Source organism: Croceitalea marina (assembly GCF_042684265.1).
GTDB classification, from domain to species: domain Bacteria; phylum Bacteroidota; class Bacteroidia; order Flavobacteriales; family Flavobacteriaceae; genus Croceitalea; species Croceitalea marina.
The window spans coordinates 1-22,088 of the sequence record NZ_JBHULB010000016.1 but is presented as its reverse complement, the minus strand read 5'-3'; the positions used below and the strand labels follow the sequence as shown (position 1 = coordinate 22,088).

The window sequence follows — 22,088 nt, the reverse complement described above, 5'->3', positions numbered from 1 at the left end:
TCTGAAAGATATAAAAAAAGAATTATAACAAATCCTCATTAATCCCTAGAATATTGTTTTGAATATAGGTTTTTAAAAACCCAGTAGTAAAGTGTTCGCTGCCTTCAAATTCTTCACGAATTAGCTGTCTAAAGATATTTACACCCCTAAACTGTTCGAGCATCGGCTTTGAAAGCGGTGCATAACTATAGTGCCAAGGCTCGTATTTAAAGCCTTTTCTAAAATAATCATCTGTATATACCAGATAAAAGCCAAATTTTTGTGCATTGGCATCCAACCACTTTTTAAAAGCTTCAAAAGGACCTCCCTCCTCAAATTTTTCAGGAACCAACACATCGCCCGATACTTTTGGGTAACCATCTATAATGTCTATATCGGTACCCCAATGGTGTCTACTAGTTCCCGGTATGGTAGAGTATTCAATGATTTTATCAATGGCATCGATAGGTTTCATGCCATCAGTTTCAGTGTACTTGATGAATTTTCTTTCAAAAATAGCTTGTTGCCGGTCAAAACTACGGTAACTGGAAACCATTTTAATATCGAAACCGGCACTATAGGCCGCTTTTTTCATATCAAGAAAAGCATCATACGCTTCTTTTCTAAGATTGATGCCTTCACCAAAAAGTTCGATATCGGCCTTTCCCATTAATTCTTCTATAGAATATTCAGGGTCATTACTAATAGTTAGAGAGGGTATGGTAGCTAAGGCAATTCCGCCTATGCTGGTTTTTTTTAAAAAAGTTCTTCTTTGCATATTGTACTAATCAGGTCTAGTTATTTACTATAATATGGAGCAAAAGATATGCCACAACTAAGACTTTCTTCAAAGTTAAGAAGTTTTATAGAAGAAACTACTTGTCAAGAAACAAGAAGCCCTGATAATTTAATTCTAGGTCAAATAGTGTTACAATATAGAAGTAGACCCCTTCTGCCAACCCTTGTGATTTATTGATAACGAGATTATTTTGATTAGAGAAACCATTGAACTCATCGCTATAATTGTCCATTTCAAATACCTTCTGACCGAATCGATTGTAAATCTGAAGATTGTTGCTTTCCGATTCGCCAAGATTATCGATAATAAGCACATCATTGATTCCATCGCCGTTAGGTGATACAAAGTAGTTGCCTAATGTAGGGTTGTTAACCGCAAATGTATCTAAAGGTAAGGGTACGGTACCAAAAGTAATTGCCGCATAGTCGCTAGGTACAAACTTTTCTGAAACCAAAAAACCTTGGTTCAAATCACCGCTAAAAGCGGTATTGCCAATTACAGTCCATAAATTACCGGTTTTTGACCAGCCCACTAGAATAATATCTTCAACGGTATTGCCCAAATTCACTAAATCACTTTCTGGGTTCCAACTTAGTGTTACGGTCGATGGAACATCACCTTGCAAAATCCAAAACTCTTTATCGGTTATAGCGCCTATGTTTCGTACCTTTTCTTCTATGTCAAAATTCTCTGAGATAGCGGAAGGATTGCTTGGATCTTGCCTCAGATAAGCACAAATCGCCAATTCATTATTACTATCGGATTCCAGCATTAATGGCCGTAATTGGGATTGATCCCCAACAGGGAACGAAAAAATAGTTTTATTGGTAATCGCGGCGAACCCGGTGACTTTTGAAGCATCGTTTTCGCCTGTGAAAAAAGTATTATCCAAAAAATTTAGGTAAACTACTTGGTTGTTCAAAGAACTTAGTACGTTCCCTTCAACAAAATTGAAATTATTCGAAATATTAAGTGTAGTACCCAAAAAGAGGTTACTTGGTAAAAATATTTCGGCGTCAAATAGAGTAGGAGCGATGGAACCACTTACCTGTATGGGGTTATTGCCATAAAACCCAACCAGACCCGAGGTGGTCTCAAAGGTGCTTTCATTGATCAGGTTAGTATGAAAGCCTAGTTCTGCATTACCATGTAACTGCATATTACCGCTGTTATAGAGGGCAGTTTGGGCCGTTGCGAAAAAACCGACCAGTAAAAACGATATGTGGAGTAGTTTTTTCATTACTCAAAAATCAAGAATTGTAAAGTGCCAATCAGCGACTACTAAAAGTCCAGTTGCATTACTTCTAATTTCCACCGTAAAATTTCCAGGGTTTTGAGAAGTTATATAAATTCTATTATCTCCAACGACAGATAATTGGATTATATAATTGTCATCTGGCCTAGCAGTTGACAAGGTTACTGTATTTATTCCAGCTCCACCGCCTATAGTTGCCCCGTTAACACTAATTGAGTTAGCACCATTTGCTTTCCCCATAGCTACAACAGCAGGTTCTTTCCACTCTGTACCGGTTGCTGTTGCGGTTAAAATATCACCAGCATTTCCTGTTGCTCCAGTTTCATCTAATAACTGCTCTGTAAGTTCCAAGCTTCCATTAACAACTAATTCCGAATCTGTTGTTCCCTCATCTCTTATTCTCAACGCTTCAATACCTCCAACGGAAAATCCTAATTCATCCGCAGCACCTCCCCAAAACATACCGGTATTGGGATCGCTATTAAAGCGATATGAAGGAGCATTTGCACTTCCGTCTGAAGTAATAAAACCTCCCGATCTAGTGCTACCATTAACTTGAATTCTTATGTTACCTGAAGTGTCGGGTGTATTGGTCCCTATACCTAAAACATTATTTGTGTCATCCCAAAATAGCTGTGTGTTATCTTCAGTTGGTTCAAATGTAGTTGGTGCTGCAAAGAATATAGATCCTGCTGCAGTACCAGCGGTAGTAACATTGCTTCTATCGGTCCATTCCACATCGGTTCCAGCAGCGTTTGTTACCAATACCTGGTTAGCATTTCCATTTAGAATATTTTCTACTTGAACAGCATCGTCCGCAATTTTTGTATTATCAATTGCATCGGCTCCAATATCAGTAGTTTGTACCTGTCCGTCAACAATGTTTTCTGTTCGTATTGCATTGTCGGCTACCTTGGTATTATCAACGGCATCGGCTGCCAATTCGGTTGTGCCGATGCCTCCATCGGCTACATCAAGGGTAAACGGCGTTGCCGTTGCGCCAGTTCCGGACCTTATAAGAGAACCTCCTGTGGTTGCATCGGTAACTTCGTTACCAATAACCCCATCGACTTCTGTAATAACTAGTGCGGAATCATCAACAAGAACCCAGTTAGTTCCATTCCATTGAAGAATTTCACCGGCTGCTGTTCCATCAGCAAGTTTTGCAGAGGTCACGTTCGCATCGGCAATATCATCGGTCTGAACCTGTCCGTCAGTAATATTCTCTGTGTTTATTGCATTGTTGGCTACCTTGGTATTATCAACGGCGTCGGCTGCCAATTCGGTTGTGCCGATACCTCCATCGGCTACATCAAGAGTAAATGGAGTTGCTGTTGCGCCCGTTCCGGACCTTACAAGAGAACCTCCTGCCGTTGCATCGGTAACTTCGTTACCTATAATCCCATCTGTTTCTGTAATAGCTAGTGCGGAATCATCAACAAGAACCCAGTTAGTTCCATTCCATTGAAGGATTTCACCCGCAGCTGTTCCATCGGCAAGTTTTGCCGTGGTAACCGCATTGTCTGCTAAATCTAGTGGAGTTGCAGCAAGCCCATCCCCGTCAAGAGCCGTTGTGGTAGCTACTGCCAAAGGTGCTGGATTTTGCCAAGTGGCATTTCCAGCCCCGTCATTAGTAAGTATTTGTCCATTTGTTCCAGCTGCAGCTGTAATAGTGCTTGCTCCAACGGTCACTGTTCCTGTTGTTGCAATGTTTTGTGTTCCAAAATCAGGATTGATTTTTGTTCCGGCAATGGCGGCCGCTCCCGATACATCAGCATCAATGATTTCACCATCGTTTATCTTAGCAGAAGTAACTGCATTATCGGCGATTTCATTTGTTTCAATTGCATTGGGTTCAATCGTCAAAACCCCAGCGTTGTTTATAGTAGCGTCGCCGCTCATTGCAACACCAGTTGCAACACCAGTTGCGCTTCCTACAAAAATATTTGTATTTGCAAGTGCATTTGAGCTAGCAATAGAATTGTCGACATAGTTTTTTGTTGCTGCATCTTGGGCATCGGTAGGTTCAGCAACATTTTTTAATTGGAAACCACCTAAGGCCACATCCGCTGCTGCATCACCAAAACCACTTAACGGAATATTCACCTTGTCTAGTTTGGAGTTTGTAATGTTAGCATCGATAATTTCAGTTGTTCCCACCGCATCAGGTTCAATCGTCAAAACCCCGGCATTATCCATAGTAGCATCACCACTTATTGCGATTTCTTGGGCTTGATTTCCGGCATCACCAATATATATGGTACCATCCGCTAGATTGCTTAATCCGCCAACGGCGTTATCAACATAATTTTTATTGGCAACGTCGGTAATGTCCACAGGATCAACCACATTGAGCAATCTATTGTTCCCAAAATCAACATTTGCCGCTGCAGGGGCAAAACCGCTAATAGGAATTGTTGGCTTGTCCAGTTTTCCATTCGTGATACTTGCATCTAAAATCTTATCGGTGGTCACGGCATCATTAATAATTTCAGCGGTACCAATGGCATTTTCAGCCATTTTAATCTGGGTTATCGCGTTATCGGCAACATCAAGGCCCACACTATTAAAAAGGGCGTTGGCAGGGTCACCTGAAATGGTCAAGGTGTTTGCAGGTGATGAAAGCACGCCTTCGCCTGAAAATTCGGTTACATCAACATCTAGCGAACCGTCAGGTGCCTGTGTAAGACCAATTCCGGCAACGTTTGCCGCTATTTTGGAACGATCTACGGAATCATCTTGAAGTTTAGAACTCACAATAGACCCATCTTGTATATCTAAAAATCCATTAATACTCGAATCGACGATATTAAAACCAGTAATTTCACCCACTTCAATGTTCACATTATCACCAGTTTCTGTAATTACAATGGTATTGTCATTATCTACCGGATTGAAAACGGGATCAGCGCTAAACGTAACTACTCCTAAATCCGATAATGGTACTGAAACCGTATCACCCTGACTGTCGGTTAATACCAGTTCTTCGCCTACTACTTCAAAATTCGTATTAAAAATTCCTTCTTCACAAAGGTTTAGCCAAGCAACGCCATCAAAGTAGAAAACACATGCTTCATCAGTATTATAGACCAAAGCGCCCTGTAAAGGAGTGATGGAGTTCATTTGGGCAGCACTCACTCTGGTAATGACCAGAACACGACTATTGCTTTCTAGTTCCAAAACCGAGGAAGCATCAATATTCTGAGGGTTGTTACCGATTTTAATTTGCGACTGAAGAAAACTCATCGCAAAAATACCTAGCATAACGCTTAAGAAATACTTTTTCATAAATAGGTTTAATGAGGGGTGACTCAACCGTAAAAATAATGCAATCCTAATATTCACCTAATTTTATACGTTCAAATACCATTGTGATAGCTGAACGGAAAGAATATTTGCTCACTGATTAAAAGATTAACAAAAGTTTAGAGTGCCTTTCCTTTTTTAAATGAACTTTAGCCACTTTCTTTATAGCTTACTGACTAACAGCTATATTTATGAAAAACCCATTTTTATCCATACTTCTTTTACTCTTTACTTTGGCGATAACCGCACAAGAAGACAATAGACAAATCTTGCGAGGCCAAGTGATCTATAGGGGTAGTAATGTAGCCAATGAGAATGTTATTAATTCAAATACAGAAATGGCAACCATCACTAATGATGATGGCCGATTTGCAATTCGGGTAAAGGCGGGGGACCAACTGGTTTTTACGGCGGTCAACTACCAACTTATGGTCGTTAAAATTACACAGGAGATTTTAGATAATAATCGATTGGTGGTCGAAGTAAATGAAAAAATAACCCAGCTGGACGAGGTAGTGGTTAGTCCTGAAAATCAAGAGAAGTTTCTAGAGGTAAATAATGAAAAATTTAAAGATTTTGAATATGAGATTGACCGAAGCACCGAAGTTCAAAATGTAGCGCAATCACAGATAGAAAGGGGTATGACGGATGGTATCAATTTTGTAAATATTTTTAAGGCAATCTTCAATTCTAAAAATAAAAATAAAGAAGAAAGCAAACCGCTAAAGGTTAGTGAAGTAATGCGCCAAGTGTATGATGATGAATTTTTTGTTTCAGATTTAAAGTTGCCACAAGATAAAATAGATGCTTTTTTGTTGTATTGTGACGACAAAATGGGTTCGCAATCGCTTTTAAAAAAAGAAAATGAGTTTCAATTGATCGACTTTTTGGTGACCCATAGCAAAACTTTCAAAGCTAGTCTAGAAGAAGAGTAGTCTTATAACCATTCAATTTTGGGTTTAAATATTTCACATATCCGGCAAAAATTACTTTTTGTCTCGGTGCTTATCTTACCTTTTGCCCTTTTAGGACAGACAAAAAAACAGCTATCGGGTAAGGTAATCGCAAAAGACAAAGACGTTACTGGGGTCGTGGTACAAAATAGTACTTCTGGTAAAGCCACAATTACCGATGTTGATGGTAGTTTTATAATACAAGTCGCGTTGAACGACACCTTGGTCTTCTCTGCAGTTCAGTTTAAGCGAAAAGTACTGCCAATTACTGAACCATTTTACAATTCAAGTTTTTTAACTGTGCCTTTAGAAGAGTTTGTAAATGAACTAAGAGAAGTTGTTGTACAGCCTTATAATCTATCCGGTAATTTAGACGCTGATTTAGGCGGTTTAAACTTAGAAAAAGATGTAAGTGCCGAAGCCCTTGGTCTACCCAATTCTTATCGAAAGATTCCGACGCAAAGCGAACGTAAATTACAGCAAGCTACTATGGGTAAGTTTAACGTTGGTATGCTGTTGAGCCCACCTCTGGACCCTCTTATCAATGCAATAACAGGTCGAACAAAAATGCTTAAGAACAGGGTAAAAGTCGATAAGGCTTATGCCAGAACACAGCGGGTGCAAAATTTTTATGTGGATTCTATTTTTACGCAGGATCTAAAGATTCCGTATGAAAAGATACCCGACTTTATGTATTTCTGTGAAGTGGACAGTGCCTTTCAAGCTACCGTTGACACACATGACAAACTTAAAATTTGGGAATTTTTAGTCCAAAAAAGTGCTAGTTATAGGGCGAACAATAAATTGGACTAATGAATGCGCCCTACTTTAAACTGATACTATTTATAACGCTGTCTCTCAGCTGTTCTTTGTCAATCGGGCAGTCATCAAAAATTATAAAAGGAAAAGTTGCCGCCAAGGATAAAGACGTGGCAGCGGTAGTTGTACGAAACATGTCTACTAAAAAGGCTACAATAACCAGTGAGGATGGTAGTTTTTCGATACAAGCTTCTTTGAACGACACCTTGGTTTTTTCTGCCGTTCAGTTCAAACAGAAAGAAATACCCATCACTACATCTTTTTACAATTCTAGTTTTATAAACGTTCCGCTTGAAGAATTTGTAAATCAGTTACGAGAAGTTGTGGTGCAGCCGTTTAACTTATCCGGAAATCTAGACGCTGACCTATCTCATCTCAAATTAGAAAAAGATGTAAGTGCCGAAGCCCTTGGCCTGCCTAATGCAGACGTTCGGGTAGTAACCCAGAGTGAAAATAAACTCTATGATGCCGATCACGGTAAGTTTGCCTATTATTATGTAATTGCACTAACTATAAATTTAAACAAAGTGCTCAATCGCCTTAGTGGTAGAACCAAAATGTTGAAGGAACGTCTAGCTCTAGATAAAAAGTATAAGACAACACAAAAGGTTGAGGCAGCTTTCGTTGATTCACTCCTTGTACATCATTTGAAAATACCAGAAGAAAATTTTTATGAGTTTATTCGTTTTTGCGAATCTGATAAAAATTTCTTTGTATTGGCCGAAGGTAAAGATGAACTGAGATTATGGGATTTTCTGATACAAAAAAGTCTAACCTATCGTGAAAATAACAAGTTGGACTGAATCTACTTGGCATGGCCTTTGTGTATCTTTAACATGTATTTTTAAACTATGAAAAAGACAATTCTTTCGCTATTAAGTGTATTTATTCTATTTACTTCTTTTACCATTGCACACAAGTTTTATGTGAGTGTGACCAATATTAACTACTCAGAAAAGACCGATGCCCTGCAGATTACATCTCGCATTTTTATTGACGATCTGGAGGCCCTGCTGCAAGAGCGTTATGAAATAACTGCAGGTCTTGGTACAAAAGAAGAGTCTGAACTTGCTGATACCTATATTGAAAAGTATTTAAAGGCAAAGTTCGTATTGGAGTTAAATGAAGAGGGGGTGAGCTATGATTATATTGGCAAGAAGTATGATAATGATGTTGTTATCTTTTATTTAGAGCTGCCAAATGTCGGTTTTGAAGGTTTAAAATCTATTGGAATACAAAATGATGTCTTATCCGATCTTTATGAGGAACAAAAAAATTTGGTACACATTAAATGGAAAGGAAAAAAGAAAAGCTTTGTGCTCATCAGAGAGAATAATAAAGGAATGTTAAACTTATAATGATCTCTTAAAGTTTACTTAAAAAAGGAGTATTTTACCGCGTCAAAAAATCAAAAAAAAGATGAATAAACTAAAGTATTGTTTTGCTTCCATGCTGTTCCTTTTCGGGGCGGTTGTATTTGCGCAAGAAGTAGAAGAAAAGAAAGAGCGCGAACCTGGTCATACCAACCAGAGCAGGTTTAAACAATTGTATGAAGAATTTTCGACACCGAACACTTATCGTTCCGCCTCTGGTGCACCCGGGCCAGATTATTATCAGCAGCAGGCCGATTATAAAATGGATATTGAACTAGACGATAAAAATGCTAAGATTTACGGTAACGAAACCATAACGTACACAAACAATTCTCCAGATGATTTAGAGTTTTTATGGGTACAGTTAGATCAGAATGTTAGAGAAAAAGATACCAAGTCGGCACTACGTAATGGTAATGGGGTAAACTTCGCATACAGTGCTAGTAACTTTGCCCAAACGTATATCACTGAATCTTTTGATGGCGGTTTTAATATTGAGTCTGTAAAAGACGCTAGCGGGAAGCCATTATCATACACCATTAACCAGACGATGATGCGTATTAACATTCCGCAAGCCCTAAAGAGTGGAGACCAGATGTCTTTTTCCATAAAGTGGTGGTACAACATTCCGGATCATACCGTTAATCGCGCAAGATCGGGATATGAGTATTTTCCAAAAGATGGCAATAGAGCTTATGTAATAGCCCAGTTCTTTCCTAGAATGGCGGTCTATAACGATGTTGAAGGTTGGCAAAACCATCAATTTTGGGGTAGCGGCGAGTTCGCTTTACCTTTTGGAGCTTACGAAGTGAATATTACGGTACCAGCTGATCATGTTGTGGATGCCACAGGGGTGCTTCAAAATAGAAAAGAAGTCTTCACCAAAGAAATGATGAAGCGTTACGAGCAGGCAAAAAAGTCTTACGATAAACCGGTTCTAATCGTTACTCAAGCTGAGGCTGAAGCTAAAGAGGGTAGTTTTTCGGAAAAGAAAAAGACCTGGAAGTTCAAAACTGAACCAGGCAACTTGGTACGTGATTTTGGATTTGCTTCTTCACGTAAGTTTATCTGGGATATGCAGGCAGTTAAATTGGCAAACAGAGATGTTATGGCCGTTTCTTTGTATCCAAAAGAAGGGAATCCTCTTTGGGAAGAGCAGTCTACAAAGGCAGTTGCCCAGACTTTGGTGACCTATTCAAAGCACACATTTGATTATCCATACCATAAGGCTATTTCGGTGCATGCAAAAAATCAAGGTATGGAGTACCCAATGATTTGTTGGAACTATGGACGACCAAACGAAGATGGTACGTATTCTGATAGAACTAAATATGGTATGATCAGTGTAATTATACATGAAGTTGGGCACAACTTTTTTCCAATGATCGTTAACTCCGATGAGCGCCAATGGGGTTGGATGGATGAAGGATTGGATACTTTTATGCAATATTTAGCGGAGCAAGATTTTGGTAAAAATTACCCAGATGTTATTGCACCTAATGCCAAATATCCTTCTAGAAGGGGAGAGGCCTCAAAGATTGTTCCTTATATGAGCGGGGATCAAAGTAGAATTGCTCCAATAATGTCAAATCCAGAGAATGTTTACCAATTAGGCCCGAATGCCTATGGAAAACCTGCCACGGCATTGAACATCTTAAGAGAAACCGTAATGGGTGAAGAATTGTTCGATCATGCCTTTAAAACCTATGCGCAGCGTTGGAAGTTTAAGCACCCGACACCAGAAGATTTTTTCCGCACTATGGAAGATGCTTCTGCTGTTGATTTAGATTGGTATTGGAGAGGTTGGTTTTATACAACCGACTATGTTGATATAGGTGTTAAGGGAGTGAAAAAATATTATGTTAGTGGTGATAAGACCAAGCAGATGAAAGAATATATGGCTGCCCGTAATTTAACCGATGCAGATTTACCACCGTTGGTTTATTTGGTTGAAGAAGGTAGCGAAGATTACAATGAAGGTCTTAAAGGAAAAGCACCATCTGAAGTTGCTCTAACGTTAAAAGAGTTTATGATGGACAACTTGACCGCAGAAGAAAGAGCTCAAGTTAAAGAGCCTAAATTTTTCTATGAAGTTACTTTTAACAAACCAGGAGGCATACCAATGCCATTGATTGTAGAATACAAATATGCTGATGGTACTACCGAAAGTGTTACTTATCCTCCTGAAATTTGGAGAAAAAATGATGCTGAGGTTAAAAGAGTGCTTTCTTCAGAAAAAGAATTGGTAGGTATTGTGATTGATCCAAAGCTGGAAACTGCCGATATCGACACGACAAACAATTCTTGGCCTATAAAAGACGAGAAATCTGATTTTGACCAGTTTAAAGAAAAGGTAAAAGGAAAATAATTTTCTTCGAGCCTAAAACAAAAAGCCCTGCAAATCGCAGGGCTTTTTTTAGTTTACAAACAACTTCTCTTTATATTTGCACTATGCATTTTTTATTTATCAGCGGAGGTGAAATTTTCTTTATCATGTTTATCGTGGTAATGGTTTTTGGCGCCGATAAAATTCCCGGTATAGCCAAAGGCTTAGGAAAAGGTATGCGACAACTTCGAGATGCTACCGATGATATAAAACGTGAGATTCAAAAAAGTGCCGATAAACAAGGAATTGACACCGACTTCACGAAAGACATTAAGAAAAGCATAGACGATGTTAAGAAAAATGTCGAAGAAGTTACCGGAGCGGTCAAAAGAGGTGTCAAGTAGATGTTTGAAAAACTGCTTAAATGGGATCGGGAGACCTTTTTATACCTGAATAGTTTAGGCATAGAGAAATATGATGCCTTTTGGTCTATAGTAACTGATATCACAACTTGGATTCCGCTCTATCTTCTATTCATTTTTCTTTTTTTTTATAAAACCTCAAGTGCAGAGGGCCTAAGAAAGACTAGTGTATTTTTGGCACTGACCATATTCATTCTTTTGATAACAGATTTGACAAAAAATTTTGTTGCCAGGTTAAGACCGAATAATGATGAAGAAATAAATGCTTTGATTCGGATTTTAAAAAGTCCTATGGATTATAGTTTTTTTTCTGGCCATGCGGCCAGTTCTTTTGCAATAACTGTTTTAGTATTTCTTTTGCTAAGAAAAAAGTATAAATGGGCCATTTTGTTCTTTATATGGCCTCTATTATTCGCAACTAGTAGAATTTATGTCGGAGTGCACTTTCCTCTAGACATACTCGTTGGGATTTTTGTAGGTGTTGCCTCTGGGTTGTTATTCTATGCTTTGTATAAACGTTTTCTAGAAAGGAAGAAAATACCTGTTTCTTAGTTATAAAACCCTGCTCAAGGTGAGCCCGTCGCGCACAGGCAACAGCACCGTTTCTACCCGAGCATCTTCCTTAAGTTTTTTATTGTATTTGAGCAGTGCTTCGGTAGCTTTATCTGATTTCTCGAGCGGCTCTATGACCTTGCCTGACCAAAGCACATTATCTGATAGAATAAGACTCCCAGGGCGGCATTTTTTTAAGGCAGCTTCAAAATAAGCGTCATATTGTTTTTTTTCTGCGTCAATAAATACCAAATCAAAGGTTTCATTTAGCCTAGGAACAATATCTAAAGCATCACCTAAATGTTGAATTATCTGCTTACCGAACCCACTTTTATCAAAGTACTTTCTTTGTAGGTCACTTAATTCCTCATTCACATCAATGGTATGAAAATGTCCATCTTTTCTTAAGCCTTCGGCAAGGCAGATGGCCGAATACCCGGTGTAGGTGCCGATTTCCAAGATAGCTTTTGGAGCTGTTATTTTTGATAACATACTTAAGACCCTGCCCTGAAAATGACCCGTTATCATTCTCGGTTGTATAACTTTTAGATGGGTCTCCCTAGTTAGTTCTTTTAGCAGTTCAGGTTCTTTTTCAGTATTTTGAGCAATATAGTTTTCTAATGTATCTGATAAAAAATGCATTTTTTGCTTTTGGTAAAATTAACCAAATAAGGATTATTTTAGGAACATGAAAGATTTACTTATAAGAGACGCAAGACCGGTCGATTTACCTGTACTTTTAAAGTTCGAACAAGAACTGATAAAAGCTGAAAGACCCTTTGATGTAACGATAAAAGACACTCCCATCAGTTATTATGATATTGAATCTTATATAAAGAATCACGATATTAAGGTTGTGGTGGCTGAATATAAAAATCAGGTAATAAGTTCTGGGTATGCCTTAAAAAAGCGAGCAAGTGATTTTCTAAAACATGACTTTTATGGACATTTAGGGTTTATGTATACCGTTGAAGCATTTAGGGGTAAAGGGGTAAATAAGAAAATAGTGGAAGTACTAAAAGACTGGTGCTTTGCAAATAACTTAAATGAAATTAGACTCAAAGTTTATTATGAAAATGAGTCGGCGATCAAGGCTTATCAAAAAGCAAAGTTCGTTTGCCATATGATAGAAATGCGTCTTGATAATTAAACGGTGGATACAGCTTTTAAAACCAATAATCAAAAAAATTGAAATCACTCTTTTTAATACTCTCCAATCCGCGATATTTTGCTCCCGCTTTTGTATTTACTAGTCTAAATATTTGGTTCGGTACCTGGGCAATTTATATACCCACGGTCAAGGAAAAGTTGGCCATTGACAAAGCGGACTTGGGTATTGCCATTTTCTTTTTATCACTTGGTGTTTTTACTGTTTTTCCTATCGCATCAAAAATTATAAATCGTTTAGGAGTAGGTAAGGCGACATGGTTCGCAGTGGTTTTGAATAGTGCAATGGCGCTTTTTCCTTTGCTGGCTCCAAGCTATTATTCACTTTGTGTTGCTTTGTTTTTTCTGGGAGCTTCAAATGGTCTTTTAGATATTGCAATGAATACTTTGGTTACCGAAATTGAGAAAGAAGATAAGAAGAACTTTATGTCTGCGGCACATGGTTTTTTCAGTCTTGGAGGTATTTTGGTTGGTCTGGGCAGTTTTTTAATTCCTTTAATAGGTAATCCTTTTTTGCATATGTTAATTACCACTATTATCGTTTTTAGTATTAATTTTTCTTTAAAGAAGCACTACTATCAGGTAAAAGCGGCACCAATAGAAAAAGAACCGTTCAGTTTTAAATTGTTTAAACCACTTTTAATATTAGGTATCATTGGTTTTGTAAGTATGGGCAGTGAAGGGGCTATCATAGATTGGAGCGGTTTATATTTAAAAGAGATTACTCTTGCACCTGAATTTTTGATAGGGGCTGGTTTTTTGGCATTTTCTATCACAATGACCTTGGGTAGATTTTTTGGCGATTGGATAAGTGGAAAAATAGGTTCGGTTAAAATTGTTGGAGCTGGGGCTGTAATAGCAGCAATTGGCTACGCTTTTGTACTATCAGGAAATACTGTTTTGGCTATCATTGGGTTCGCCTTAAATGGCCTGGGCTTTTCGGTAATGGTGCCCGAACTTTTTAGAATTGGTGGAAACGTAAAAGGCGTAGAATCATCGCAGGGCGTTGCATTTATAGCCGGTACGGGATATCTTGGTTTTCTGTTAGGCCCGGTAATTCTCGGCTTTACCGCAGAAAAGTTCTCGCTGGTCACAAGTTTTTATGGATTGTTAGGTTGTGCAGCTTTAGTACTGGCTACTACATTTATCTTGAATGCGAAAAAGAAATGATCTATTTCATAACGGTTTGAATTCTATCAAAAAATAGATTAAAATTTTCTTCTGGTTTTTTATGGTCCATAGCAAAATGGAATCCATTATGATCGATATAATTTTCCCAAGTAGTGGTCATAGATGGTTCTTCTTGATTGGCTTTTCTAAATACCCATTCCTTAATTAAATAATCATCTTCAAAATAGAAATCATAGGCATCACCAGGGGTATATCCACCTTCAGTATTGTACACTATAGTTAACTTGTTCATAGGTTTTTTGGCGATTGGCGCCATTTCACCCTCAGAATGTGTGTATTCAAAATTAGCTGCATCCCAAATCAGATTAAAAGGGGCCAATAACCAATACCTGTCATTAATAAAGCCGCCATTGGTTTTATAGGCAATGCTGTCCATTTTTTTTCTATTGTAGAATAATGAATCACCGTTAGAAATGTGTATGACATCGTTGGTTTTTGGCTTCCATACCCAACTCCGTTCAAAATGAGCAGAGTCTCTATCTACATTGAACGTGAACGCAATCTGTTTTACTTTTTTCCAATTTTCATACCCATGGGCATTGGCAACTTTTTCTAAAATCGAAATAGCTTCAGTTTCTTTTCTAGCCTCTTCTTTTTTATCGGTTTTACAGCTAATAGTGAGCAGAAATAAAAAGCAGATTATTGTAGTATTAATGTATTTCATGAGGTAGTTTTATCAAATATAAGCGGTTTTTAGCCTATATTGAAAATTAGCAGTAAGCCTGTCGAATTAAAACCCAAGTAAAAGTGACTTTTTTAAAACGTCTGTTTCTAATCTTAATAAACCATGATAAGAGGTCATTGAAAGCTGACGACGCTTATAGCCAATTCACCGACGAAGAATTAGTACAAAAGATTGTTGCTAATAACAATGCGCTATTTTTTGGGGTATTGTACGATCGTTATTCGAAAATGGTCTACAATAAGTGTTACGGTTTTGCAAAATCTAAAGATGAGGCTGAAGATCTTACCCAAGATGTTTTTTTGATGTTATTTGTTAAACTGGCTTCTTTTAAGGGCCGTTCAAAATTTTCAACTTGGTTATATTCTTTTACCTATAATTTCTGTGTTAATTACGTGAACAGAAACAAACAGCGTAAAATGAGCGATAACTCGATACCAATGGATGATGCTGAATATAGGTTGACGGAAGAAGTGCCTGATGAGAGTATTTACGAACTAAAGGCCAGTAAGCTTGAGAAAGCCTTAGAACTGGTTTCACCAGAAGATAAATCCATCCTTTTATTAAAATACCAAGATGGGGCTTCTATAAAAGAATTAAGTGAAGTACTCGAGTTGGGCGAGAGTGCTATTAAAATGCGATTGAAACGCGCAAAGGCTAAACTATTGGAAATCTATAATACCTTATCATAGATGGCAAACGAATTTAAAAATCCGTTTAAGGAGCTGGATAGAAAGTTACGGGAAGTACCGCCAGAAATGCGGCAGAAGGTAATGAACGATATTGCCGTTGCTAAGCTTATCATGGATATGGCTATTTTGGTAACCTCAAACTATTCATCACTTATATCAGGAATGTTCAAAACCAATAAAAGAAAATAATCGACCAAAAATATAAAATCAGGAAGCATGGAAAAATATCAAAAAGTATTATCGGATAGTCTAGGTGATATGCTATCCAATGTAGTACAGTTACTACCGCAGTTAATAATTGGTGTTCTAGGTCTTATCGTAGCATGGATACTATTAAAAGTAATTTTATTTGTTGTAAAACGTGTTTTGAAGGCGGCTAAGATAGATGCACTTTCTAAGAAGATTACCGATGCAAAACTCATGGGAGACAAAGAAATCAAAGTTGATTTACTCAAGATAATTCTTGGTGCGGTCAAAATACTTTTGATTTTGGTTTTTACCATCGTCATCGCAGATGTAATTGGCTTAAAAGCCATTTCCGAAGGTATTATTTCAATTTTAGCATATTTGCCAACTTTATTAAGTGCCATTTTTATTTTTGCAGGAGGCCTGTATTTGGCAAATCTGGTAAAGAAAGGTACCCTGGCCTTATTTAACTCTATGGGTATTGGAGGGTCAAAAGCGATAAGTAGCATTTTGTTTTATTTGATTACTTTCTTTATATCTATCACCGCGCTTAACCAAGCAGGTATTGATACAGAGATTATCACCAGCAATTTTACAATGATTCTAGGAGCCTTTTTATTTGCGGCAGCACTTGGTTTTGGTTTAGGTTCTAGAGATGTTTTCTCAGATGTGCTGAAGATGTTTTACACCAGAAAAAATTATGCTGTAGGTGATAAAATTGCTATTGGTGATATAGAAGGTACCATTGATGCTATCGATAATATCACATTGACGCTTAAAACTAAGACTGGTAAAACGGTAATACCTATAAACGATGTAGTCTCACAGCACGTTGAGATAAAATCTTAAATAAAAAAGCATCCGTTTTGAGCGGATGCTTTAATTACTTTCAACTCTAATGTTACTTGGCGTTCACTGCCTGCCCTTTTATTTGAATTACCGGGAATTCTGTTCTTCTGTTCAGTTCCAATTCTTCTGGCGAGCAGTCTTCCTTACTGGTACACTCATTAATGGGCTTACGTTTTCCGTACCCTTTAAAGGATAGGATATGGTGTTTTGGAACACCATTGGCAATGAGATAGTCATAAGTGGATTTTGCCCTTCTTTGAGATAATCCATCATTATAGGCATGACTACCAACAGGGTCTGTATGCGCTTCTAATTTTATGATCATTTGGGGATATGTTACGGTCATTAATTTTACAACCTTATCCAATTCTTGGGCGGCATCAGGTCTTATGTCACTTTTATTAAAATCAAAGTAAATTTTATTGAGACCTGCCAAAAGTTTTACATCCAAAACAGGTTCCAGCATAATGTCCACTGTTTTTATTTTTGTTGACCGGCTAACATCCTGTGTGTTAAAAAAGACGTTTTTATGGGGGTGAGTCTTTCGTACAGCTTCAATCATATAGTTCCTTTTTCTGCTGATAAACATTCTATATTTTCCATTCTCATCAGTTAAGGTCTCCCCAACCTTTTCTTTGGTCTTTTGATCAAATAAAGAAATTGCAACGTTATCTAGCGGTTGATTGTTTACGGCATCTCTTACGATACCTTCTACCGCTAGCGATGGTGTAAACTCGAATCTATAAATATCATCACTTCCTTTTCCTCCCTTTCTATTAGAACTTATATAGCCGTTTATACCGTTTTTCTCAGCATAAAAACTAAAGTCATCGGCGCTACTGTTAATGGGTCTCCCCAAATTTATTACGTCCACAAAATTACCGTCCACATCAACAATAGTAGAGAATATATCTAGTTGTCCAAACCCTACATGACCATCTGAGGAAAAGAAGAGTTTGCCCTCCGGATTCACAAATGGGAACATTTCATCGCCTTCAGTATTAATGATTGGTCCTGCGTTTACAGGTTTCATGATTCCGCCCCTATCATGTATTTCAGAATAGTAAATGTCCGTTCCACCGTAACCCCCTGGTCTATCGGAAGCAAAATACAGGCGTTTTCCGTCTGGGCTTATAGCAGGATGTCCCGTAGAATAATAATCACTATTGATACGTAAGCTTTTAACGGTTTTCCACTCACCATCAATATATTCAGCTTTAAATATTTTTAAGTTGTTGTCTTTCTCCAGACCATAACTTTCTTTGTTTTTAAAGTAGTTGTTCCTGGTAAAATACATGACCGTGTCTTTTTTGTAATCTGTAGTAAAGACCAAAGAACTTTCATGGTATTTTGAGTTTACATCCCCTCCCAAAAGTTTAGGAACTGCCGAGGTGCTTCCTTCTGGAACGGTAAAGATATCCAACCATGGTTCGTTGTTCCAACCATAGAGTTTTTCTGAACCCTCATCTTCTCTTGTTGAGGAAAAGTATAATTTTCCTTGGTGTACAAAAGAGCCAAAATCACTTCCAGATGTATTAAAATGAAGCTCTGTTACATCATAGCGTTCTCTACTGTTAAAGACCACAGATGCAAAATTCCCGTCTTCAAGAAACCTTTTGGCCCTAGAATCTTGCTTGTTGTGCCTTTTATATTTCTTTAACCATTTTGATGCTTCATCTATTTGCCCATCACTATGCAATGCCATTGCATACTTAAAATAATAGTCTGTGGGTATGTCTGGGTTGTTGATAACCGCCTCAAAATGTGGCATTGCTTTGTTAAAATCCCTTATCAACAGATAAGATTCCGCCAATTGCTTGTGTGCGTGGGTAGTGTTGAACCCTCGCTCCAACATATGTTCATATAATGGAATTGCCTTGGCATAGGAAAACAAGCTAAAATAGTAATCTGCTTTTCTCTGTACTCCTGATTGAGCGGCTATTTGTTGTGTTGATACTGCAAGAATCAGTATCAAAGAAAATTTGATAAATGTTTTCATAGCGTAGGTATTTGGGTTAGAAGTATCTTGGAGACTTGAATACACCGGGATTGCGTTTGCCCAACTCAAAAATTAGTATTATTTCATGGGTTCCGCTTGCTCCAAGACTATTCCTAAAGTCCCCCCTTGGAAGGTCATATGCATACCCCAATCTAAAATCCTTACTGATTTGATAGTCCATAAAAGCACCAAAGTTGGAAGCATCATTAAAACGATAAGAAGCTCCAAACCAGAATTTTTCATATGCTAAAAAGCCTGCGGTTACGTCATAAGTTGCAGGTGATCCATTAGTAAATTTTGAAATTACAGAAGGTCTAAATTTAAAATCTAGAGAAAGGTCCATTACTATTCCTGCAATTGCATAATAACTTACATTACCGACTCCTTCAAACTCTCCATCCATAAAATTGGTTTCAAAAAACCTAGGTGCAGAAAATCCTGCATACCACCTGTCTGAACTAACATATACACCAGCTCCCATATTAGGAGTCCATTGATTTACTGGAACTAATTCTGAATCAGAACCATCACCAATTTGCGGACGGGAGTAATTTGTAAACCCTCCTTTTAAACCAAATGAAAGATTTGCTTCATAAGAAATAGGCAAAGTATATGAAAAATCTCCATATAAAAAATTAGTGTCTTCAAAACCCAAATGATCATTGATATAGGTAAAACCAATACCTATTTTGTCATTACGTAAAGGTGAATGTATAGAAAATGTACTTGTTACCGGGTTTTCCTCAACACCTTCCCATTGTTGTCTATGTAATGCTGTTATATTCAATTTTTCCCTACTACCAGCGTAAGCAGGGTTTATAGAGATGGTATTAAACATGTACTGCGTAAACTGTGGAAGTTGCTGTGCGCTCATAATGGAAGACAAAGAGAGCAGCAAAAACAACAAAATAGCATTTACAATTTTCATGCGCTTGGGTTAAGTTTTATTTAATGGTGAAAATAAATTGGGGTCTATTTTCAGTACAAATAGCGTAAAAATTACTCATAATCAATAATTTATACGTCTAAATAGATTTTATTGTCGTTGTAGGAATATAGTTTCGTTTAAAGGTTTTTTTCTCACGTTGAATGTAAATACTAATTACATATGGCATACTCAGATAAATTAAAAAGGTTTGATAAAAGGGGCTAATTATAGCCCCTTATAATTTTTACTTGGTTCCTAGATAAATAAAACCGTTAAAGGGTTTTAGTGGTGTTCCAAGTTCGTTATCAACGGCATTGATAACGTAATAGTATGTTCCGGAGGGTAAAACTCCTGAGGAACCAAAAGAACCACTTGGTGAAGAACCGTTCCAATCATTTTGATAATCTTTGGCCTCATACACTTTGTCTCCCCATCTGTTGAATATCTCAACATCAAAAGTAAACTGGCAGAATTCTACACCCCGTATTTCAAAATAATCATTAATTCCGTCTCCATTTGCGGTTACAGCTTCAGAAATTTCAATTTGATCTCTACTGCACGGTACACAATCTGTATTAACTACTATAGTAAAGTCTACATAATATTTACAGTCCCCTTCAATAGAGCTGTAGGCTATTTTGTACTCACCAGGTAAATGGTCAAGCGGGTCAAACAAGCTACCATTAAGCGTAACATCACCTTCAAGCACTTCAAAGGTTCCATTGGTATCAAAAGACTCAGGTAGGTAATTGATTAAATCAATAGCCTCATCTTCAATACAGATATCTATAGTAACCTCTTCCAACTGGGGTTGGAATACAAATATGATTTGTTCAAAAGAAGCTGTATTACCACAAGAATCAGTTACATTCCAAGTTCTGATTAACATAAAATCTTCAGAACCATCAGTAGCATCTTGTCTTACTTCGTTAAAGACTACAGTATAGTTACCGCAACCACCCATAAAGGTTAATTCTGGTACAGGAGGTATTTCCTCTCCACAAAGAATAGTAACCTCCTCTTCATAATCACTAGCTGTAATAGGTCCAGTAGGCTCAATAGTGATTATTTGAGTATGTGAAACGGTATTTCCGGCACAATCGATAGTAGTCCAAACTCTTGTAACAGTATACCCGCTCAAACAATTTGCATCATTAGTTGTAGTTTCTGTAAAGTCTACCACAATGTTACTATCGCAATTGTCAATGGCGGTAAGGGTTACTGCATCAGGAACTTCGTTACAAAGTACTGTCATGCTCTGAGGTAACTCTTCTACAAAAGTTGGAGCTACAGTATCTTCTACTATGATGGTTTGTGTATGTGAAACATTATTACCGGCACAGTCAGAAACTGTCCATGTTCTAGTAATGATATAATCTGAAGGACATGAATCACTATCAGTGATAGTTTCCGCAAAATCAACTACCATGTTAGGTTCACAGCTATCAATAGCAGTCAATACATCAGCATCAGGTACACTATCACATTGTACAGTCATATCCGTAGGAAGTGCTTCCACAAAAGTAGGTGCAATAGTATCTTCTATGGTAATTATTTGAACATGCTCACGAACATTACCAACACAATCGGTAATAGTCCAAGTTCTGGTAATTGTATATTCTGTAGGACAAGAATCTGTATCCCCATCAACAGTTTCTACTAGTACTACAGTAATAGTACAAGCACTAGTTGAAGTAATATCCTCAGCAGGAGGAATAGTATCGCAAGCCTCAATAGTCATATCTTCTGGCCAACCTTCGTTACCATCATTATCGATGATATTTACAGTAGCCGTATCATTCGTAAGAATAGTTACAAGAGTTGTTGATATATTACTTAATATAACATTAAAGTCTTCAGTATCTTCAATGATGACATCATCAATGATAGGGATAGTAATTGTTTGTGTATTAGCATTAGCCCCACCAAAAGTTAATGTTTGTGTACCACTGACAATACCGGTATAGTCAAAAGCATCAGTAGCTGTACCGGCAGTAGAGTGATATTCTACAGTAAATTCATCTTGCACATCAGCATTTAAGACAACATCAAGAGAAACGGTACCTGCATCTTCATTTACATCAATACTGGTGATATCGAACTGAACACCTAAAGATGGGTCGCTATCATCATCATCATTAATAGTACCCGTAGCAGTATTGGTAGTGTTGCCGTCTACAAAACCGATTCCTAAATTAGATTGAATATTAGAAAGTACAACTGTAAATTCCTCAGTTGGTTCAATGATGTTGTCATTTAAAATTGGAATATCAATATCAAATGAATTCACGGTGGGCGTAAAGGTAATAGTGCCTGATTGAGTGGTCATATCGCTGCCGTCCATTGCAGTACCATTATTCGTTACATAATCTACAGTGACATTTTCTGAAATATTACCAGTAATTGTTACTGTGAATCTAGCGAAAGCATCGCTACCCTCAGTAACAATTACATTGGTGTTGGTAAAGGCAATGCCAGTCACTCCCGGATTGTTGTCATCATCGTTGATGATACCGTTTGCTGTACCATCGTTGATAGGCACCAGTGGATCGGTGGTACTATTTAGAGTTACCGTATAGGCCTCTTGTGGCTCAATGATGTTATCGTTAA

The 22,088-nt window shown here is 37.6% G+C and carries 20 protein-coding genes; 12 read left to right on the top strand and 8 right to left on the bottom strand.

The window, feature by feature from the left end:
• Window positions 1-22: 22 nt before the first annotated feature.
• The 3 genes from ACFSQJ_RS11655 to ACFSQJ_RS11645 form a co-directional block, all read right to left on the bottom strand.
• Window positions 23-757 (bottom strand): M15 family metallopeptidase, encoded by a 735-nt coding sequence (locus tag ACFSQJ_RS11655; RefSeq protein ID WP_377767128.1) that lies wholly within the window; start codon window positions 755-757, stop codon window positions 23-25.
• A 97-nt stretch (window positions 758-854) separates the two neighbouring features.
• Complete coding sequence (locus ACFSQJ_RS11650) at window positions 855-2,018, bottom strand: gliding motility-associated C-terminal domain-containing protein (protein WP_377767127.1); 1,164 nt, start codon at window positions 2,016-2,018, stop codon at window positions 855-857.
• 3 nt (window positions 2,019-2,021) lie between these two features.
• Window positions 2,022-5,321 (bottom strand): beta strand repeat-containing protein, encoded by a 3,300-nt coding sequence (locus tag ACFSQJ_RS11645; protein WP_377767125.1) that lies wholly within the window; start codon window positions 5,319-5,321, stop codon window positions 2,022-2,024.
• 209 nt (window positions 5,322-5,530) lie between these two features.
• Here ACFSQJ_RS11645 and ACFSQJ_RS11640 point away from each other — a divergent pair, with 209 nt between their 5' ends.
• The 7 genes from ACFSQJ_RS11640 (at window position 5,531) to ACFSQJ_RS11610 (ending at window position 11,784) form a co-directional block, all read left to right on the top strand.
• Window positions 5,531-6,274 (top strand): carboxypeptidase-like regulatory domain-containing protein, encoded by a 744-nt coding sequence (locus tag ACFSQJ_RS11640; RefSeq protein WP_377767123.1) that lies wholly within the window; start codon window positions 5,531-5,533, stop codon window positions 6,272-6,274.
• Window positions 6,275-6,292: 18 nt separating this feature from the next.
• Window positions 6,293-7,105, top strand: coding sequence for a carboxypeptidase-like regulatory domain-containing protein (locus ACFSQJ_RS11635; protein ID WP_377767122.1), 813 nt, complete (start codon window positions 6,293-6,295; stop codon window positions 7,103-7,105).
• On the top strand, window positions 7,105-7,914 hold the full coding sequence (locus tag ACFSQJ_RS11630; RefSeq protein ID WP_377767121.1) for a carboxypeptidase-like regulatory domain-containing protein: 810 nt from the start codon (window positions 7,105-7,107) through the stop codon (window positions 7,912-7,914). Before ACFSQJ_RS11635 ends, ACFSQJ_RS11630 begins: the two co-directional genes overlap by 1 nt.
• 48 nt (window positions 7,915-7,962) lie before the next feature.
• Window positions 7,963-8,469 (top strand): DUF6702 family protein, encoded by a 507-nt coding sequence (locus ACFSQJ_RS11625; RefSeq protein WP_377767120.1) that lies wholly within the window; start codon window positions 7,963-7,965, stop codon window positions 8,467-8,469.
• 61 nt (window positions 8,470-8,530) lie between these two features.
• Window positions 8,531-10,852 (top strand): M1 family metallopeptidase, encoded by a 2,322-nt coding sequence (locus ACFSQJ_RS11620; protein WP_377767119.1) that lies wholly within the window; start codon window positions 8,531-8,533, stop codon window positions 10,850-10,852.
• Between the two features lie 83 nt (window positions 10,853-10,935).
• A complete protein-coding gene (locus ACFSQJ_RS11615) occupies window positions 10,936-11,214 on the top strand; it encodes a Sec-independent protein translocase subunit TatA/TatB (RefSeq protein WP_377767118.1) in 279 nt (92 codons plus the stop codon).
• Complete coding sequence (locus ACFSQJ_RS11610; protein ID WP_377767117.1) at window positions 11,215-11,784, top strand: phosphatase PAP2 family protein; 570 nt, start codon at window positions 11,215-11,217, stop codon at window positions 11,782-11,784.
• Here ACFSQJ_RS11610 and ACFSQJ_RS11605 read toward each other — a convergent pair whose 3' ends face one another.
• A complete protein-coding gene (locus ACFSQJ_RS11605) occupies window positions 11,785-12,426 on the bottom strand; it encodes an O-methyltransferase (protein ID WP_377767116.1) in 642 nt (213 codons plus the stop codon).
• Window positions 12,427-12,472: 46 nt separating this feature from the next.
• On the opposite strand from ACFSQJ_RS11605, the gene ACFSQJ_RS11600 reads away from it, so the two are divergent.
• Window positions 12,473-12,934, top strand: a complete 462-nt coding sequence (locus tag ACFSQJ_RS11600; RefSeq protein WP_377767115.1) for a GNAT family N-acetyltransferase — start codon at window positions 12,473-12,475, stop codon at window positions 12,932-12,934.
• Window positions 12,935-12,972: 38 nt separating this feature from the next.
• Complete coding sequence (locus ACFSQJ_RS11595) at window positions 12,973-14,121, top strand: MFS transporter (RefSeq protein ID WP_377767114.1); 1,149 nt, start codon at window positions 12,973-12,975, stop codon at window positions 14,119-14,121.
• Window position 14,122: 1 nt separating this feature from the next.
• Here the strand turns inward: ACFSQJ_RS11595 and ACFSQJ_RS11590 are convergent, their stop codons facing one another.
• Window positions 14,123-14,806, bottom strand: a complete 684-nt coding sequence (locus ACFSQJ_RS11590) for a hypothetical protein (RefSeq protein ID WP_377767113.1) — start codon at window positions 14,804-14,806, stop codon at window positions 14,123-14,125.
• An 83-nt stretch (window positions 14,807-14,889) separates the two neighbouring features.
• Between ACFSQJ_RS11590 and ACFSQJ_RS11585 the strand changes: the two genes are divergently transcribed.
• The 3 genes from ACFSQJ_RS11585 to ACFSQJ_RS11575 are packed head-to-tail and all read left to right on the top strand — an operon-like array spanning window position 14,890 to window position 16,551.
• Complete coding sequence (locus tag ACFSQJ_RS11585; protein ID WP_377767112.1) at window positions 14,890-15,516, top strand: RNA polymerase sigma factor; 627 nt, start codon at window positions 14,890-14,892, stop codon at window positions 15,514-15,516.
• Window positions 15,517-15,705 (top strand): hypothetical protein, encoded by a 189-nt coding sequence (locus ACFSQJ_RS11580; protein WP_377767111.1) that lies wholly within the window; start codon window positions 15,517-15,519, stop codon window positions 15,703-15,705.
• Window positions 15,706-15,732: 27 nt separating this feature from the next.
• Window positions 15,733-16,551, top strand: coding sequence for a mechanosensitive ion channel family protein (locus ACFSQJ_RS11575; RefSeq protein ID WP_377767110.1), 819 nt, complete (start codon window positions 15,733-15,735; stop codon window positions 16,549-16,551).
• Between the two features lie 52 nt (window positions 16,552-16,603).
• On the opposite strand, the gene ACFSQJ_RS11570 is transcribed toward ACFSQJ_RS11575, so the two are convergent.
• The 3 genes from ACFSQJ_RS11570 to ACFSQJ_RS11560 all read right to left on the bottom strand — a co-directional run.
• Complete coding sequence (locus ACFSQJ_RS11570; protein ID WP_377767109.1) at window positions 16,604-18,550, bottom strand: OmpA family protein; 1,947 nt, start codon at window positions 18,548-18,550, stop codon at window positions 16,604-16,606.
• 16 nt (window positions 18,551-18,566) lie between these two features.
• Window positions 18,567-19,478 (bottom strand): PorP/SprF family type IX secretion system membrane protein, encoded by a 912-nt coding sequence (locus ACFSQJ_RS11565; protein ID WP_377767108.1) that lies wholly within the window; start codon window positions 19,476-19,478, stop codon window positions 18,567-18,569.
• Window positions 19,479-19,722: 244 nt separating this feature from the next.
• Window positions 19,723-22,088, bottom strand: a 2,366-nt coding sequence (locus ACFSQJ_RS11560; protein WP_377767107.1) for a Calx-beta domain-containing protein, incomplete at its 5' end; no start/stop codon positions are given.

Bases quoted from the DNA above. Each gene is read 5' to 3' on its own strand.
- ACFSQJ_RS11655 (WP_377767128.1), bottom strand. From the start codon at position 757: ATGCAAAGAAGAACTTTTTTAAAAAAAACCAGCATAGGCGGAATTGCC.
- ACFSQJ_RS11650 (WP_377767127.1), bottom strand. From the start codon at position 2,018: ATGAAAAAACTACTCCACATATCGTTTTTACTGGTCGGTTTTTTCGCA.
- ACFSQJ_RS11645 (WP_377767125.1), bottom strand. From the start codon at position 5,321: ATGAAAAAGTATTTCTTAAGCGTTATGCTAGGTATTTTTGCGATGAGT.
- ACFSQJ_RS11640 (WP_377767123.1), top strand. From the start codon at position 5,531: ATGAAAAACCCATTTTTATCCATACTTCTTTTACTCTTTACTTTGGCG.
- ACFSQJ_RS11630 (WP_377767121.1), top strand. From the start codon at position 7,105: ATGAATGCGCCCTACTTTAAACTGATACTATTTATAACGCTGTCTCTC.
- ACFSQJ_RS11625 (WP_377767120.1), top strand. From the start codon at position 7,963: ATGAAAAAGACAATTCTTTCGCTATTAAGTGTATTTATTCTATTTACT.
- ACFSQJ_RS11620 (WP_377767119.1), top strand. From the start codon at position 8,531: ATGAATAAACTAAAGTATTGTTTTGCTTCCATGCTGTTCCTTTTCGGG.
- ACFSQJ_RS11615 (WP_377767118.1), top strand. From the start codon at position 10,936: ATGCATTTTTTATTTATCAGCGGAGGTGAAATTTTCTTTATCATGTTT.
- ACFSQJ_RS11610 (WP_377767117.1), top strand. From the start codon at position 11,215: ATGTTTGAAAAACTGCTTAAATGGGATCGGGAGACCTTTTTATACCTG.
- ACFSQJ_RS11605 (WP_377767116.1), bottom strand. From the start codon at position 12,426: ATGCATTTTTTATCAGATACATTAGAAAACTATATTGCTCAAAATACT.
- ACFSQJ_RS11600 (WP_377767115.1), top strand. From the start codon at position 12,473: ATGAAAGATTTACTTATAAGAGACGCAAGACCGGTCGATTTACCTGTA.
- ACFSQJ_RS11590 (WP_377767113.1), bottom strand. From the start codon at position 14,806: ATGAAATACATTAATACTACAATAATCTGCTTTTTATTTCTGCTCACT.
- ACFSQJ_RS11580 (WP_377767111.1), top strand. From the start codon at position 15,517: ATGGCAAACGAATTTAAAAATCCGTTTAAGGAGCTGGATAGAAAGTTA.
- ACFSQJ_RS11575 (WP_377767110.1), top strand. From the start codon at position 15,733: ATGGAAAAATATCAAAAAGTATTATCGGATAGTCTAGGTGATATGCTA.
- ACFSQJ_RS11570 (WP_377767109.1), bottom strand. From the start codon at position 18,550: ATGAAAACATTTATCAAATTTTCTTTGATACTGATTCTTGCAGTATCA.
- ACFSQJ_RS11565 (WP_377767108.1), bottom strand. From the start codon at position 19,478: ATGAAAATTGTAAATGCTATTTTGTTGTTTTTGCTGCTCTCTTTGTCT.